The sequence below is a fragment of the Methylocaldum sp. GT1BB genome, assembly GCF_051027545.1.
GTDB lineage: Bacteria > Pseudomonadota > Gammaproteobacteria > Methylococcales > Methylococcaceae > Methylocaldum.
The window spans coordinates 687,652-703,875 of sequence record NZ_CP194902.1; the positions used below are offsets into that span (position 1 = coordinate 687,652).

The following is a 16,224-nucleotide window of genomic DNA, read 5'->3' on the forward strand; positions in this document are numbered from 1 at the left end:
CTCAATGCTCGGGTCCCGGCACGTTCTTGCACCTAGGAAAAGTTCATGTCTACACGAACACTGCTTATTGCCGCACTGCTGGGATATTCTGGCTTCACGCTGGCTCACGGCGACGTGCACGAACGCATCCACGATCTCAACCGCGAAATCGCTCATCACCCCAAGAACGCCGATCTGCTCATAAAACGCGGCCAATTGTTTCTCGACGAGGGTCACGCCGACCATGCGCACGACGACCTCGCCAAAGCGATCAAACTCGCTCCTGGACGGATCGACGCACTCTTCCATCTGGCCCGGGCGCAACTCGTGCTGAAACAGCCGGATGCCGCGTTGGAATCCGCGCGGCAATTTCTCCGGCAGGCAACGAACAATGCCGCCAAGGCGCGCGGCCACGTGCTCACCGGCGATATCCTGTCGGTATCGGGCAAACCGCTAGCCGCGGCCGAGGCGTACCTGACAGCCGTCAGACTCTCCAAGGACATAAAACCCGATCACGTGCTCTACGCCGCCGACGCCTTTCACTCGGCGGGCAAAACGGACAAGGCCATAGAAGTGCTGAACGACGGAATCGCGCGACTCGGCCCTCTGCACGTGCTGAGCGAGCGGGCGCTGACGCTGGAGATGGAGCAACAACGCTACGAGTCGGCGTTGCGGCGGGTCGATCAAATGCTCGCAACCCACCAGCGTATGCCTTTCTTGCTCTACAAAAAGGGAATGATTCTCAAGGCGCTGGCGCGCATGGACGAATCCAAGCGGACTTTCGCCGCCGCGCTCAAGGAAATCGACGGACTACCCGAGGCGCGCAAACAAACTCCGGCTCTCGAAAGTCTCCGGACTTCGCTGTTGGCGGAGATGAACTAGGCGCGTTCACATTGATCTCTCACCCGCTGTCGATGATGGACGACATTCGATCCCCCCGCCGGCGCATGCAAGTTTGCCAGGTGCCAAGGGAGAACATCCGGTTGCCGGAGTGTTATCGTCCGATCGATTAACGAAAAGACAAACAAAAACCCCGCGAAACGAGGCGGGGTTTTTTCGAAGTAGGCGGATAATCCTAGAAACGGCAGTTGGACGTGCTCGAGTGTGCGGCGGGCGGGTCGGCTGGCAAGGCGCGACGCCGCCGCGGGGTAGTCTCCCGCAAGAAGGAGCAACGCCGCCAGGTGGCCCGCCCGCCGTGCAATCGGGCACGTAGCGGCTTCACCCAAACGGTGAAATCGGCAGAAGGGACGACGGTCGGAATCCTCGCGGCGTTTCTACCGCATCTAAGCGGTCAACTGCCGTTTCTAGGATAATGGCTCAGGAAGTGGCTAAGCCCGCATCCGCGGGAGCTTCAACGGTAGCGGCCGAATCCCGATGAGCCGCCCGCTCCTTCTGGTACTCGTCAAAGGATTTCTTGGCAGCATCCGCGCCGGCCTGGATTCCTTCGCCCATGGCATTATCGGTGGGTATCAGGCTCGCGACGACCAGAGCGCTGTAAACGACCCCGTACGATAGATAATAAAAGCCTTTATAGACAACCTCGGACAAGGTCTGACTTACGGCCGACACGCCTCCGGAAACCGCTTCGCGCGCATCGCCCGCACCTTCCCTTAAACCTTGAACGGCTGCTCGTGCCGGCGTTTCCAGGGCGGTTGCTTCCATCACGGTTTCTTGGTGCGTTTCGGAAGTCATCTGTACGATGGTTTCCCGAAGGATTTTTTCCCCAGTGTCATTTGAATCGGAGGATGTTTTCTTGGCCATAGTGATACCTGTATGGGTTGCTGCGACGAAAGCGATGGCTTATGGAACAAGGCGATTTCGACGATAGCAAAAACTTTTCGGCCTGTCGTACATGCCTCATGCGACATTTCCGCACAGGTACTTTAGTCTGAAAACGGACATCCAAATCACACATATAGCGGCGCCATCTTGCGCCAGTAGTGGGCTTGATGGGCGCGGCCGTCCCACTCGCTGAGGTGGTTCCACACGCCTTTTTCCCAGAGCATGCGGCTCAGATAACGGTTGTTTTCGAGAAAGGGATCCTCCCGACCGACGACGAGGATGATGTCCATGGCGCGCAAGGCGTTCAGTTGGTCGCCTTGCCCGAGATTGGGCAGGAAATGGCAGGGGGTGTTGTAATAGATGTTGTCGTCGTAATAGCCGTCGTACAGATTGCCGAAATGCTCGACACTGAGGGTCAGATCGTAGCGCCCGGAAAATGCGCTGAGCTTCCGAAACAGGTGCGGGTGACGAAACGCGATGTTGGCGGCATAGAAGGCGCCCAGGCTACAGCCATGAGCAATGACACAAGGATGCGGGTTTTTCGCGGCCATGAACGGCAAGACTTCATTGAGGATATAGTCCTCAAACTCGATATAGTGTCGGATTCGATCCGCCGGGTGCCGCCAGCCACAATAAAACGTCTCGTGCGCCAAGCCGTCGACGCAATAGAGTTGCAATTGTCCCGCCTCGATCTTGTGGGCCAGTGCTTGCACGATACGCAAGTCCTCGTATTCGTAAAATCGCCCGTCGCGCGTCGGAAACACCAACACTTTCGCTCCGGCATGGCCGAACACCAGCAGTTCCATGTCGCGATTCAGCCGCGGGCTATACCAACGATGATATTCACGGTTCATGCTGAATTACCAAGTGTCGTAAGCAGCGATCGAAGGGTTCGGGCTTCATGCAACTACAGCGCTTCGAAAAAATCCGCGAGGATGTCCCGCAGTTCCGCGTCCTGCCGCGCCCTGGCCGGATAATCGACATGCCCCGCTTCCAGGACATAAAGGCTCTTCGGCCCTGCTAGGGCGTTATGGACCGCGAACTGTCCGGGCGGTGCCACCACCGGATCGAACAGGGCGGCCGCCACCTGAACGGGGATCCCGGTATACGCCGCCGCACTCGCGGCATCGTAATAGCGCAATGTGTCCAGAACGTTACCGTGCTTCTGCTGGTAATCCCTGATCGCGCGCCCGCTGCCTACGGTCGGGAGTTCGAGACGCAGGGGATGATGGCCGAAGGTGGGCATGTTCAGGTGCGCCCTCCGGATGCGGGCGTCCCAGGGCAACGCCAAGGCGCCGATGCCGCCGCCGAAGCTGATGCCCATATAGCCGATATGACCGACCGTCTCGGGGTACAGCTCGAGCAGAGCCGACACCGCGAGCCACAAGTCCTCCACGCAACCGCCGAGAATGTAACGGTCGCGCTTGTCGATGTCGTGCAGGACGTGCCAGTACGGCTCCTCGGAAATCGGCGGCCGGCGGCTTCGGGAAAGGCCACGAAAACAGGGAAACAGATAGGCGGTATCCGCGACGGGAAGGTCAAAATCCGGCGCATCCCGGCCGCCATAGCCGTGCCCCACCACCATGCCGCGCCGCACCGGCCGGTCTTGCGGCAGAAGCAACCAGCCGCCGATGATGAAATCGTCCGTGGAACGGTATTCGAGGTCGTACACGGAGAAGCCCTCCCGACCTTCGGGCCATCGGCTCAGACGCGGTTGGGGGGATACCGTCAAGGTTCGCCGGTAGCGGGCCTCCCAAAAAGCCGCGAAATCATCCGGTATGACCGGAGCTCCGACTTGCAGGAGCCTATCCAGGGTGTAGCCGTAAGTTGGATCGAAGGTATACGCGTGGCAAAAATGAGACATCGTAAGGCTTATCCTGAGGTGTCCTCGACGGCCGAAATCGTACTTATGACCTGGTGCGAACAGGGACGCCGCCCCGAATCGATGCCTGCCGATATGCTGCACACTTCGCCCCGTTCGCCATATCTTACCTTTCGGCTTCAACATTGCCCGAAAGCAGTCGCTCACGCCACCGAGGTGACTACATTTCAGTTTGTTCCGAAATTTCGAAGGGGCGTCAACTTCAATGCCGGATAGCGTACTTTCGAGTTTGGCGAAGCCGAAAACATGCGGTTTGCATTCCCCCTGGACCCACTGCCGGTTTACCCGCATACCGGCCGATCTGTCCGTCGCCGGACGCGTCTCCGTAATTAGTCCTATAGAGTTCGGTTCTTGTACGATTGTCGCCGACGCTCTGAAACAAATGCATTAGTCATGCGGCATTAGAGCATTTTCATACCTACTGTACGGGCACTCGCGAGTAGGTCGGGAATCCTTTCCAATCGCAAACGGCGTCTTCGGGAGCGCCGAAGCCGCCCTTCCCGACGGTGCAGTTGGGCCAACGGGTTCGTCGGCAAAGGATTGCCGACCTACGAATGCTTGAATCAATTTACCGTCGCCGAAGGCGCCAACGACTCCTGCCAGGCCTGTTTTGCCGTACGAGCGAGATGAAAATGCTCTAAGTACATTCCGCAAATACTTGCGGAATCTCGACTGTTTGGCTTGATTGGCGGGGTTGTCCTGCAGGTTGCCTATGCCGCAAGACTTCCCTGAATGTACTTAGTCGAACAATTAAAGTTAACGTCCTCTCGCTCGGAGACCATCGATGAAAGACACCGACTTCGTGAGATCCGCCTACGGGGTGCGGATACCCAAGATTCTGTACGGGACGGCATGGAAGAAGGACCGCACGGCGGCTCTGGTGCAGCAGGCCATCACCTTGGGATTTCGCGGCATCGATACCGCCGCCCAGCCGAAGCATTACGACGAGCCGGGCGTCGGTGCCGGCGTCGCGGCGTGTTTGAAGGCGGGGCTGACCCGTGCCGAACTCTATCTCCAGACCAAATTCACGCCCGTGAATGGGCAGGATCCCACCCGAATACCGTACGATCCGAAGGCGAGCTTGGCCGAGCAAGTCGCCCAATCGTGCGAGAGCTCACTGAGAAATCTTCAGAGCCCGTATCTCGATGGGCTGGTACTGCATTCCCCTCTAGCGAACGAGCGAGACACGATGGAAGTATGGCGGGCGATGGAAGCGATCTTCGAGGCTGGCGCCGTGAAGCAATTGGGAATCAGCAACTGCTATGCGCTCGAACAGCTCGAGCGGTTGTATCGGCAGGCGGCCATCAAGCCGGCGCTGATCCAGAACCGCTTCTATGCCGAGACCCGTTACGACCGCGAGATTCGCGCCTTCTGCCGGCAACACCAAATCGTCTATCAGAGCTTCTGGACGCTCACCGCCAATCCCCAGGTCATCGCACACCCCGCCTTGCAGACCTTGGCCGCAAAGTACCAGCGTACGCCCTCGCAAATCTTCTTCCGCTATCTGACCCAGATCGACATCGTTCCCCTGACCGGCACCGCCTCGGAAGCCCACATGCGAGAGGATCTTGCGATCTTCGATTTCGAGCTGACGACCGGCGAGTGCGATGCGGTGACCACCTTGCTTTGATTTTAAAGACAGCTGATGGCCGAGGGGAGGAAACCAACATGCCAGCCATGGGACATCAGTCGAATCCCCAAAGCCTGACAGCTTTAGCGGCGATGGTTCACGCCCGCCCTACCGGGCTCGTTTTTACGTCGGAATGCGAGACCTGACCCCGTGATCAACCGCCAAGACACGTGCCTTGGCGGTCGGCGTATGCGTCGGCAGTGTGAAAAACCCATAGCATCCATAGATCACGTAGCCAGGGAATACGTAAAGCCCGTTAATCATGGTGGTGATGGCGGTGTCCGTGCCCGTGTTTGCCCTTGTGATACCCGCCATCGCCATGGTAGTGGTGTCTGTGGCCATACGCATGGCCGTGGTGATGGGGGTGTACCACTCTATAGCACCCGTCCAGTGCCATCATCAATGTTAGCAACATTGCTATCCGCCAAATTTTTTTTGCTGATGCGTTCATCTGTATCGAAACTCCCCTAACCCATTACAAAGACAAGCGGAGTTGCCTGATCCAGATACGCCGTGTTTCTCTACGGCCGATCATGCAATTCGTTCCGCGCCTCCTTTCTACTCCTCCCGACATTAACCAAGCCTTAACGCACTTGACCCCCGCCGAACGTAGGAAGTGGAGCTTGTCGTCGTCCGCCGGCCTGCGCGGTAGCAAGCATTGCACTCGCTCCAGCCGAGTCCGTAAGCCGAACGACGGAGTTTCACTAGTCAGTTAAAGCGTTCGGAATTGGAGTATCGAGGACGCGCAGGGCGTCATGAGTGCCCATTCGATGATGTGAAGCGTGGACAGAGCGGCTACGGCGGAATTAGGAAAGAAGCGGAACGAGCCGGCATCGAAATTCCGAACGGCCCGCCCGCATTCGCCGTTCAGATCATGAACCGCGTAAGCCCGTTTTCGCGTGATCAAGACTGACTCCATGCTTGCGAAAAGGTTGGCGGCTGTTTTTTGGGGCGCCAGGGGGAGTGTTGGAATGTGAGAACTGACGCTATTTGTGTGCTCGGATCGCCTCCGGCTCCTCAAGCGATTCCGGAATCGTTTGATACTTCTCGATGTCGATGACCACAGCCTTACCCCTTCCATCGGCATCGGTAATGAAATATTCATGGATCTCCACCACGCCGGATTCCTCGCTATCATTTACGTTATCAAACAACGAAAGCCTGACATCTTTTCCCTTTTTATCGGAAAGTGCGGTAGCTTGCGTCAAGGCCTCTAACAGTGATAGCCGCGGTGCATTAGTCCGACAATCAAAGCTGCCCCTTGCCCAAAGTCGCTATGGCGTTGACACGTTGTTGACATGCCACTGCCATAGTTGCTGCTATCGGTAAATGTCTCGTCGATGTCCGATTTTGATGACCGTCACCGTGACGGTTTGGTCTTCGATATGGCAGATAAGGCGGTAATCGCCTATGCGGTATTTCCAGAAATTTCCAAGTTCCGAGCCGTGCAAGGCTTCGCCTAGTGCTCTAGGATTTGCGGCTGTTCTTATCCGTTCATCCAGAAACTTCAGTATTCGTTTCCTGATCAGCGCATCCAGTTCCTTCAGCTGCTTCTTTACACCTTGTCCGGTATCTCAACATTCCAGGCCATGTTCTTTCATGACTTCTTCGAGGGATGTTGTTTTCTCCCGCCCTTCCTTGATGTCCTTCATGACTTGTTCGGCCTCCTTAAGATCGTGCAAGTCTTGCAGGTATTCGAGAATCACTTCTCGGGTCCATTCTTCCTTGCTTTTCCCGTGCTCTTTGGCAACGGTGTCGAGTTGGTTCTCGAGTTCGGGTGAAAGCTCGATGGTGATCATGGTGTTACTCATTCAATGGGTCGGAAGGTAGCTGGCCGTTACCGAACGGCTTCGTAATGAACTTCGTAGCAGTTCATGACTTCTTGGTCAATGCGTGTTCCTGTTTTGTTGCAATCCTTCAAAGGGCGCTCGGGAATTTTGAGTGTTCTGGTCGCGGATCGCGAAACCTTGTCGCCGGCGTTATTCGGTATGTCGAGCCAAGGTTTCGTCGCCATCGAACCCTGACACCTTCTCAAACATCGGGTAATCAGGCCGTATGCAGTTCCTCTCGGATAATCCGCCGTAGGGTTTTTTGGGTGATCGGCGCATTCTCCGGCTGAATGGCTGCGCGTAGCGCTTCGTTAATCAGCGTTTGATAACCTTTTCCTTCCGCTTCAGCCTTCGTGCGGAAAGCTTCAATGATGTCGTCGTCCAGGAAAATCGTAATTCGGGTTTTCCCTGGCGAAGGAATCACTGGTCCGCGTCGGCCTTTGCTGAAACCGTATTCGTCACGTATAAGCTTCACACTCTTCTGGGCTGGCCTTTCGGGCCGAAATTAGGCGCGTCCGATCCCCACGCGGCGTATGTACAACGACTAGAGCGTTTTTGATCCCGGTGTACGGATTCGTGTTCGCGCGGGAAGAACGTAGGTCGGCAATCCCTTCCCAATCGCAAACGGCATCTCTGGGAGCGCCAGAGCTGCCCTTCCGACAAAGCCCTTTGCCGAGCCGGTACGTCGGCAAGGGATTGCCGACCTACATATGGGGCTCCCTTACACCGAATCAGAAAATGCTCTAAAGCCCGCTCCCACGAGCCGTAAACCAATCCGACAGCCGCTCTGAGCACCCATTCAAAGCTCTATTTGCGTCAGGCAACAAAAAAGGGCCATACCGAAGTATGGCCCTTTGAATTGTTGGCTGGGGGACCTGGATTCGAACCAGGGTTGACGGAGTCAGAGTCCGTAGTCCTACCGCTAGACGATCCCCCAGTAAGTAAAGCACGCCGGGGAAGCCGGCGTGCCTTGCATTAACGCTTGGAGTACTGCGGACGGCGTCTTGCTTTGTGCAGGCCGACTTTCTTACGTTCGACTTCGCGCGCGTCGCGGGTGACGTAGCCGGCTCTGCGCAGCGGCTGGCGCAGGGTTTCGTCGAAGCTCATGAGCGCACGGGTCAAGCCATGGCGGATGGCTCCGGCCTGGCCGGTGGGACCGCCGCCTGCGACCTTGACGAACACGTCCATCTTCTCTCCCAGAGCGACGAGTTCGAGCGGCTGGCGCACGACCATCTGGTCGGTCTTTCTGCCGAAGTACTCTTCCAGTTGTTTGTCGTTAACGACAATACGACCGGTTCCGGATTTTGCGTAGACGCGTGCGACCGCGCTTTTGCGGCGACCTGTTCCGTAATACTGCGCTTGTGCCATGGTTGATTCAGCTTCTTAAATTAGATTTCCAACAATTTGGGCTGTTGAGCCTGGTGATTGTGCGTGGGCCCTGCATAGACTTTCAGCTTGCTGAACATGGCGCGGCCCAAAGGATTGCGGGGCAACATGCCTTTTACGGCGGTCTGGATGATGCGTTCCGGATGAGTTCCGCGCAGCTTGCCCAGGGCCACGGACTTCATGTTGCCGATGTAACCGGTGTGCTTGTAATAGATCTTGTCTTGCTCTTTATTGCCGGTAACACGCACTTTTTCCGCGTTGACGACGATGATGTAGTCGCCGGTGTCGACATGGGGCGTGTATTCCGCTTTGTGTTTACCGCGCAGACGACGCGCGATCTCCGTCGAAAGGCGCCCCAGCGTCTTTCCTTCCGCGTCGATGACGTACCAGTCGCGTTTTACTTCGGCCGGTTTTGCGCTAAAGGTCTTCATTACTGCACGCTCCAAACTCTGGCGTTGTTCGAAAAAGCGGGTATGGTACCCGACAACACATTATAAAACAAGCGATCGCTGAATGGCGGACCGATCGTCTTCTCCATACTCGGCGGCGGTACGCTGGACGTATTCGGGAACCAGCCACTTGAGTTTGTGCAGGATCGCGGCCTCGTCGAAAGACCGGCAAGCCTCGGCCAGTTCGATCACGGCTTTCTTGGCCATCCGATAGTCGACGGTCAGGGGATGGGCCAGCAAGAGCTTGCTGTGCTCGGTCGGCGTGGGTCCCTCGTGGTCGTTGAACAATTCCTCGCTGATTTTTTCGCCGGGCCGGAGTCCGACATATTCGATCCGGATATCCTGTCCGGGGCGTTTGCCGCTTAGGCGAATCATTTGTTCCGCCAGGTAGCTGATCTTGACCGGGTCGCCCATGTCCAGCACGAAGACTTCTCCGCCTTTTCCGATGGTCGCGGCCTGCATGATCAATTGGCAGGCCTCGGGTATCGTCATGAAATAGCGGGTGACATCGGGATGAGTCACGGTGACTGGTCCGCCGGCCCTGATTTGCTCGCGGAACAGAGGCACCACGCTGCCCGCGGAATCCAGCACGTTCCCGAAACGCACGTTGATGAAACGAGTCCCGGCGACGCCGTTCATGCTCTGCACCAAGACTTCCGCCGCCCGCTTGGTCGCTCCCATGACGTTTTCGGGGGCTACGGCCTTGTCGGTGGAGATCAGCACGAATTCGTCGACGCCGCCCGCGATTGCCGCTTCCGCCACCGTATAAGTACCCAGAACATTATTCTGAACTGCCTGGCGGACCTGATATTCCAGCAACGGGACGTGCTTGTACGCCGCCGCATGGAAGATGACTTCCGGCCGATATTGCGAAATCACCTGCTCGACGGCGAGCTTGTCGGTGACATCGCCGAGTATCGCGGACAGGCGCAATCCGGGGAAGCTCCGCCTGAGCGCCCGTTCGACCTGGTACAGATTGAATTCGCAGCGCTCGAAAACGATAAGCTCGGCAACGGAAAATTGTGCGATTTGCTTGCAGAGCTCCGAGCCGATCGAGCCGCCTCCGCCGGTAACCAGAACCCGCTTTCCGCCGAGATGGGCCTGAATGCCCTGCCGGTCGAGCTTGATCGGCGCGCGTCCGAGCAAATCCTCGATGGAGACTTCGCGCAGGTGCCCCGACATTTGGCCCGACAGCATTTCCTGCATCGACGGCAAGGTCAGAAATGGGACGCCGGTTCCTTCGCAAATTTCGACGAGACGCCGCATCTCCTTGTCCGTGGCGGATGGCACCGCGATCAGAATCGTCTCGATCTCCAATTTCTCGACGAGCCGCGGAATCTGTTCGCAACGTCCCCTCACTCTCACGCCGTGAATCTCGCTTCCTTTCTTCTTCGGATCGTCATCCACGAACGCGATCGGGGCGAACTCGGTCCCGGCGGCGCGAAGCAGGTCCCTCACCAGCATTTCGCCGGCCTTGCCCGCACCGACGATCAGCGCGCGCCGCCCGGCCGACATCGGCGCGCCGCGATCTTTCCAGATGCGGTAGATCAGCCGCGGCGTGGACAACAGAAATAGCAGCAGCACCGCATAGAGCGGAATGACGGAACGGGGCACGCCTTCCAGCCGATTGACGGAAAACAGGATGATGGCGATCGTGGCAATCCCGAGGCAAGACGCCTTGGCGATACGGACCAGATCGGGAATGGACGCGAACCGCCAGATGCCGCGATACAGTCCCAAGCGGCGGAAAAACACGGCTTGGACGACGAGGACCAGGGGCAGCCAGTGCAGCGAAGTCCGCGTTTCGAGTTCGGGCGGCAACGACAAATTGAACCGCAGCCAATAAGCGCCGAGCCAGGCGAGCGCCACCATGATCAAATCATGAATGAATATGATCGTTCCCGAGCGCATTTTCGAAAGCATGTCCTGCATCGCTTACCCCCCCTGTTTTCCTGCCTCCAGCCATAGCGCCAAGCCTATCAAAGGCGCATAGGCGCACGCCAGAAAGACCGGCTCCAGCTGCGGCCAGCGCACCGCCGCGAAGGCCCAAGGCAATAACCAGCACAGATTAATGGCCAAGACCGACAGGCTGATCCGCTTGTGACTGGCCCAGCGCCGCGCCGCACGCTGGTACGCATGGCTGCGGTGCGCCTCGTACCAGCGCTGTCCGCTGAGCATACGCCTCACCAGCGTCACGCTCGCATCCACGAAAAACACGCCGAACAGAATCAGCCAGACCGCCAGGGACAGCGTACCTTCGACGGAGGTACGCAGCGCGAAAACGGCCAGAACGAACCCGACGAACGCGCTCCCAACATCCCCCATGAAGATTTTCGCGGGAGGCCAGTTCCAACATAAGAAGCCGCCCGCCGCTGCCGCCAAAGCTAACAATAAAACATTTGCATCCCCTGGGAACAGCGGCGACTGATAGGCCAGAAGCCCGTACGCGGATATCGCCACCGAAACAACCTCGATTCCCGCGATGCCGTCTATGCCGTCCATGAAGTTGAACAGGTTCAACAGCCAGACCGCCAGCAAACCGGCGAGAACGGGGCCGAGCCAGCCCAATTCGTAAATTTCGGCGGCGAACCGGATCGATTCGAAGCCGCCCAGCCAATAAAGCGCCCAGCCGGCGCAAGCGATCTGCACGATTAGACGCCATCTTGCAGGTACGTGTCCGTGATCGTCCCAGAAACCGATGGCAGCTATCGGCAGTGCCCCGAGCACGAGCATAAAAAGCTCGAATGAGATTTGTCCCAGCCAGTGGAGACCGGCCGCGACGAGCGTGAAAGACAGCACGACCGCCAAACCGCCGCCGCGGGGCGTCGGCACCTGGTGGGAACTGCGGGCATTGGGCAGATCCAGCAAGCGTTTGGTCGCGTAACCGCGCACCGCTCCCGTCAGGATGCCGGAAACCAGCAGCACGGAGATGACCAAAAACCCTAACGAAAAAAGACTCATCAGTTATTTTGCTGCGCCGCTCGGCAGCCGAAAGAAAACCGGCACGAATTCTTTTGAACTATTTCTTGGTTTGTTCGCTGCCCGGATAGGCCAATCGATAAAATGCGGCGGTATCCGGCAATTGGAAGGACAGTTCATTATAGCCGGGTATGAGGACATAGGTTTTGACCGCCGAACGGTAGGGTCCGATAGCGCTGGTCGCGGCCTGTAATGCCAGCATGTGCGACCTCGGGGAAAACAGCTTGACGGTGACTAGGCCTTTATGCTGGATCAATTGAGGCGCGAAGGGCGCCGCCAAAGGCTCGCCGATGAAAACGCCCTCCCCTGGCCGGGCGACGCTTTTCCAATAGGCTTCGAGTACCGTATCGCCTTCCAGATAGTGCCACATAGCCACGGCCGGATGAGGAAACTTGCTCAGGATATTGCAGGGTTCCGTCACCGTGCCGTAGCTCGCCGTAGCCCCCGCCTCCAGCCAACGCACGCTGCTCATCTGGGCATTTTCGGTCAGCCTCCCGCCGAACGAGGTCAGGTGATCCGCCATCGCCCCGGGCACGAAACCCAAGGTGTCGAGATCCGGCACCTTCGCCAGTCCGGTAAAGTAGAACAGCACATCCTGCTTGCCGCTGATGAAGTCCGCTTCAACCCGATGCAGCCGGATCGCCGCGCCGAGCATATCGACCGTCTTGTCGAACGTGACAGCCCGAACGCTTCGGTGCTTGTCGGAGGTGTTCAGCAAGTAACCGGTACCGGCCGGATAGGTCCGGTCGGAGGCGATGCCGCGATCGATCAGTTTGCGGACATCCTGGACCGTGCGCCCGGCCAGCATCATCGCGGGCCGAATGCCGTGATCGGTATAAGGCGCGCGGCTGGTGGAATGAAAGTATCCGCTGGGCTTGGTTTCGCCGCATTTGCTCGAACAATAGGCTTGGTCGAAACCTAGCGCGAAAGCGGAGGTGATCGACATGCAATCGACCCTGAACGGCGCCATCCATGCGAGCGCATAGGCTTGAACCCCCGGCGGCGTCCGACTGTCCACCGCCTGCTTGACGGATTCGAACTGGGCGCGCGGCAGGTTGTCGGTACCCGGCGGAAAACTCACCCGTATCATGTTCTCCTCGGGTATGCCTCGCCGTTTTTGGTAGTAATTGCCGATGGCGACGCTCGACGGGTCGGCCTCGTTCACGATGACCGCCAACTCCGCCGGCCCTAGCGACCTCCGCGAAAACAGCAGCCGATCGATACTCTCTTCGGCCTTTGCAACCTGAAATACGGCGGCAAAGACTGCGAAAAGGATCGGCAGAAAAACCGACCTAATCCGATACTTCACGGGTCAACCTCACTCCAGAACTTCCCGCAAGTACCGAAACAGCAAGCGAGCAGACTTGGGGGCAGCCGCCGCATCGCGCTCCCGGCGCGCGTCTCGGGACAGCTGCCGCAACTTCTGCCGGTCGGCTCCCGGATGGGCTGCCAAGAATTCGTTAATCGCGGCATCGCCTTCGGCTATCATGCGATCGCGCCAACGCTCGATGACATGCTGCCGGTGCACCGCTTCAGCGCTCTCGTTCCTGAGGGCCACGAGCCCTGCCCGAATGGGTTCAGCGTCGATATGGCGCAGCACTTTGCCGATATACTTGCGCTGCCGCTTGAGGGCGCCGCGCTCGGTGATGGACTGTCCGAGCCGCACCGCTTCCATCAGCTCTACAGGCAAGTCCAGCCGCTCGAGCTGTTCGCGGGATAAGCCGATCAACTCTTCTCCAAGATCCTGCAAGGCTGCGCTTTCGCGCTTCAACTGGGATTTACTGATTCGCTCCGGATACTCATCCGGCGAAATTTCGGGATCTTCCGTCCACGTCATGAGAAAGCGACTACAAAAAGGCCAGATAACGGCACTGAATTTTCGGCCTACTATACCACTCGTCCCACCAAAACGGTGGTGACGGCCGATTGAGCAATCAATCGGCACAGATGGATCTAAATGAAAAGAGAGAGTACGCTACCCGACAGAAAAAGTATGTTTCTCAAACAACGCCACATGGAAGGCCATCCGAACGCAGATCCGGAATATGGCATCAACACCTCGACTTATGACTGGTCGGTGCGCGTTTTCCGGCAGATCAAGAAGCTGCTCAAGGTCCGCATCACCTTGCACGGCAGCCCGGACATCATTGATCGCGGCCATATCTTCCTTTTCAACCACTTCGCCCGATTCGAGACCTTCATCCCCCAATACCTGATGTACGAGGCCAGAAAGGTCTACTGCTGCTCGGTGGCCTCGGCGGAATTCTTCGAGGAGGAAGACAGTGTCCTGGCGGGATTCCTGCGCGACGTCGGCGTCATCCCGAACAACTACCCGAGACTTCTGCCCTGGCTCGCCGAACAAATCCTGCTCGGCCGCAAGGTCGTCATCTTTCCCGAAGGGGGCATGGTGAAGGACCGCCGGGTTCTCGACAAAAGAGGCCGCTACAGCATTTACTCCCGAGTCAGCATGGATAGGCGCAAACACCATACCGGGGCCGCCGTTCTGGCGATGGGTCTTGAAATCTTCAAAATGGCCGTGCGCCGCGCCGAGCACCAAGGGCAGCAGGAGCGTCTGACATCATGGTCCGAGGCGCTCGGGATGGAGAGCCGCGAAGCCCTGCTGGCCGCCGCGCACCAACCCACCATCGTGGTTCCGGCGAACATTACCTTCTATCCCATACGCATCAACGAACATATTTTGAGCAGCGCCGCCGAACTGCTGAGCCGTGGGCTGAGCCGGCGGGCTGCGGAAGAAATCCTGATCGAGGGGAATATCCTGCTGCGCAACACCGATATGGATATCCAGTTCGGACATCCGATTATCGCGTCGGAGTCCTGGCACCACTGGGAAACCTGGCTGGCAAAATGGGTAGCGCCGCGCATCGGGACAATCGACGATGTCTTCGCCGTAACCCGGAAACCCGCCAACACGAAAGAGCGGCTCCTGGCCGGCCGGCTGCGCCAGCGTGCCCAGATCGTGCGCAACAAATATATGCGCGAGATGTATCAGGCGGTGACGGTGAATCTCAGCCACCTCGCCTCGACACTGATTTTGTATCGCGCAAGACGTAACCGGATCGAGATCGACCGGGCCGAATTTTTCCGCAGCCTGTATTTGGCCATCAAATACACCCAGCGATTGCCGCACGTGCATCTTCACCGCAGCCTGCAAGACCCCGAGGAATATCGAAACCTGCTGGAAGGCGAACATTCCGGTCTGCAAGAATTGATCGATACCGCGAAAGCCAGCGGGCTGATCGAAGTTCATCCGGATCGTTATCGGTTGCTGCCCAAGCTGCTTCACGAACACGAATTCGATGAAATTCGCATCGAAAACGTAATCTCGGTTTATGCCAACGAGATCGAACCCATTTCCGGCATTACGGAGGCAGTCAAGCGCGCCCTATCGGTGGAAAAGAAGCTAAGCGCTCTCGAACTGGCAAATCTTCAGTTCGACGATGAGGTCAGGTCATGGCGATGGGATTCGAAACACTATGCCAAACACGCTCCAAGTTTGACGTCTCCTGCGATAACCGCGGCCGCGAGCCCTCGCCCCTTCTTTCTGAAGGCGCGATCGAGCAATGGTGCCGGCGTGATTCTGATCCACGAACTTTTGTCTTCGCCGGCCGAAATGCGCGACTTCGGCGGACGCTTGGCCGATCTCGGTTTTCACGCCCTCGGCGTCCGTTTGAAAGGCCACGGAACTTCGCCCTACGACCTCAAAGACCGACGCTGGGAGGACTGGCTCGAATCCTTGCGCCGCGGGTACGAGATCATGAAGGCTTATGCGTCTCACATTTACATCGTCGGCACCGGAATCGGCGGTCTGTTGGCGCTGCAACTGGCCAGCGAACAGCCTGAGCGCTTGGCAGGGATAGCCGCGATTTCGCCGCCCTTCAAGTTCAGCGCGTCGGGTCCCATGGCTCCGCTGCTCCGCAGCCCAAACATTCTGGTTCGCTGGATGTCTCGGCGAAACAGCCGGCCGTTCGTGGAAAGAACGCCGGAATATCCGCAATACGCCTATCGGGAAGTGCCTCTGCGTACGCTCTACGAACTGCGCCGCTTGATCCAGGAACTGGAGGAAAGTCTCGCGGACGTGCAGTGTCCGGTATTATTGGCACAGGCCGATCACGATCCGATTCTCGATCCGGAAAGCGCGCGGATGATCTATAAGGCCCTGAGCTCGAAGAACAGGATTCTCCGGTCCGTGCATGCCGATCGCCACAATATGCTCGCGGAGGATATTGGTGGTATAAGGGACATCGTGATTCGCTTTTTGACCAGGGACGCCCCGGCGGGTTGAGTCGA

General features: G+C 57.9%; 17 protein-coding genes and 1 tRNA gene. 3 read left to right on the top strand and 15 right to left on the bottom strand.

Annotated elements, in window-relative coordinates; all coding sequences use genetic code 11:
- The first annotated feature begins 45 nt into the window (after positions 1 to 45).
- Positions 46 to 861 carry a tetratricopeptide repeat protein gene (locus tag ACR2TX_RS04305; RefSeq protein WP_434131292.1) on the top strand — a complete coding sequence of 272 codons (816 nt, stop codon included), beginning with the start codon at positions 46 to 48 and terminating at the stop codon, positions 859 to 861.
- A 435-nt stretch (positions 862 to 1,296) separates the two neighbouring features.
- On the opposite strand, the gene ACR2TX_RS04310 is transcribed toward ACR2TX_RS04305, so the two are convergent.
- The 3 genes from ACR2TX_RS04310 to ACR2TX_RS04320 all read right to left on the bottom strand — a co-directional run bounded on the left by ACR2TX_RS04310 (position 1,297) and on the right by ACR2TX_RS04320 (position 3,625).
- Positions 1,297 to 1,671, bottom strand: a complete 375-nt coding sequence (locus ACR2TX_RS04310; RefSeq protein WP_077730207.1) for a hypothetical protein — start codon at positions 1,669 to 1,671, stop codon at positions 1,297 to 1,299.
- 215 nt (positions 1,672 to 1,886) lie between these two features.
- Complete coding sequence (locus tag ACR2TX_RS04315) at positions 1,887 to 2,615, bottom strand: esterase family protein (RefSeq protein ID WP_434131294.1); 729 nt, start codon at positions 2,613 to 2,615, stop codon at positions 1,887 to 1,889.
- Positions 2,616 to 2,668: 53 nt separating this feature from the next.
- Positions 2,669 to 3,625: an acetylxylan esterase gene (locus ACR2TX_RS04320; protein WP_156880127.1), complete on the bottom strand. Its 957-nt coding sequence runs from the start codon at positions 3,623 to 3,625 to the stop codon at positions 2,669 to 2,671.
- Between the two features lie 802 nt (positions 3,626 to 4,427).
- Here ACR2TX_RS04320 and ACR2TX_RS04325 point away from each other — a divergent pair.
- Positions 4,428 to 5,273, top strand: coding sequence for an aldo/keto reductase (locus tag ACR2TX_RS04325; protein ID WP_156880128.1), 846 nt, complete (start codon positions 4,428 to 4,430; stop codon positions 5,271 to 5,273).
- A 712-nt stretch (positions 5,274 to 5,985) separates the two neighbouring features.
- Here the strand turns inward: ACR2TX_RS04325 and ACR2TX_RS04330 are convergent.
- From ACR2TX_RS04330 to yjgA, 12 genes are all read right to left on the bottom strand, one after another.
- Positions 5,986 to 6,180: a hypothetical protein gene (locus ACR2TX_RS04330; RefSeq protein ID WP_434131295.1), complete on the bottom strand. Its 195-nt coding sequence runs from the start codon at positions 6,178 to 6,180 to the stop codon at positions 5,986 to 5,988.
- 79 nt (positions 6,181 to 6,259) lie between these two features.
- A complete protein-coding gene (locus ACR2TX_RS04335; protein WP_156880129.1) occupies positions 6,260 to 6,481 on the bottom strand; it encodes a hypothetical protein in 222 nt (73 codons plus the stop codon).
- A 111-nt stretch (positions 6,482 to 6,592) separates the two neighbouring features.
- Entirely contained in the window at positions 6,593 to 6,820 is a 228-nt protein-coding gene (locus ACR2TX_RS04340) for a type II toxin-antitoxin system RelE family toxin (RefSeq protein ID WP_434132411.1), read from the bottom strand.
- A 27-nt stretch (positions 6,821 to 6,847) separates the two neighbouring features.
- Positions 6,848 to 7,084, bottom strand: a complete 237-nt coding sequence (gene relB, locus ACR2TX_RS04345) for a type II toxin-antitoxin system RelB family antitoxin (protein ID WP_205780907.1) — start codon at positions 7,082 to 7,084, stop codon at positions 6,848 to 6,850.
- 235 nt (positions 7,085 to 7,319) lie between these two features.
- A complete protein-coding gene (locus tag ACR2TX_RS04350) occupies positions 7,320 to 7,568 on the bottom strand; it encodes a BrnA antitoxin family protein (protein WP_434132414.1) in 249 nt (82 codons plus the stop codon).
- A 397-nt stretch (positions 7,569 to 7,965) separates the two neighbouring features.
- A tRNA-Gln gene (locus ACR2TX_RS04355) sits at positions 7,966 to 8,039 on the bottom strand.
- 38 nt (positions 8,040 to 8,077) lie between these two features.
- Positions 8,078 to 8,470, bottom strand: coding sequence for a 30S ribosomal protein S9 (rpsI, locus tag ACR2TX_RS04360; RefSeq protein ID WP_077730789.1), 393 nt, complete (start codon positions 8,468 to 8,470; stop codon positions 8,078 to 8,080).
- A gap of 20 nt (positions 8,471 to 8,490) precedes the next feature.
- Positions 8,491 to 8,919: a 50S ribosomal protein L13 gene (gene rplM, locus ACR2TX_RS04365; RefSeq protein WP_077730788.1), complete on the bottom strand. Its 429-nt coding sequence runs from the start codon at positions 8,917 to 8,919 to the stop codon at positions 8,491 to 8,493.
- 60 nt (positions 8,920 to 8,979) lie between these two features.
- Entirely contained in the window at positions 8,980 to 10,860 is a 1,881-nt protein-coding gene (locus ACR2TX_RS04370; protein ID WP_156880164.1) for a nucleoside-diphosphate sugar epimerase/dehydratase, read from the bottom strand.
- A 12-nt stretch (positions 10,861 to 10,872) separates the two neighbouring features.
- A complete protein-coding gene (locus ACR2TX_RS04375) occupies positions 10,873 to 11,898 on the bottom strand; it encodes an MraY family glycosyltransferase (RefSeq protein ID WP_434110451.1) in 1,026 nt (341 codons plus the stop codon).
- A 58-nt stretch (positions 11,899 to 11,956) separates the two neighbouring features.
- Complete coding sequence (locus tag ACR2TX_RS04380) at positions 11,957 to 13,225, bottom strand: TIGR03790 family protein (protein WP_434131296.1); 1,269 nt, start codon at positions 13,223 to 13,225, stop codon at positions 11,957 to 11,959.
- A 9-nt stretch (positions 13,226 to 13,234) separates the two neighbouring features.
- The gene (yjgA, locus tag ACR2TX_RS04385) at positions 13,235 to 13,753 is read right to left on the bottom strand and encodes a ribosome biogenesis factor YjgA (protein ID WP_156880132.1); all 519 of its coding nucleotides are present in this window, start codon (positions 13,751 to 13,753) and stop codon (positions 13,235 to 13,237) included.
- Between the two features lie 156 nt (positions 13,754 to 13,909).
- On the opposite strand from yjgA, the gene ACR2TX_RS04390 reads away from it, so the two are divergent.
- Complete coding sequence (locus ACR2TX_RS04390) at positions 13,910 to 16,219, top strand: alpha/beta fold hydrolase (protein WP_434131299.1); 2,310 nt, start codon at positions 13,910 to 13,912, stop codon at positions 16,217 to 16,219.
- The last annotated feature ends 5 nt before the right edge of the window (positions 16,220 to 16,224 follow it).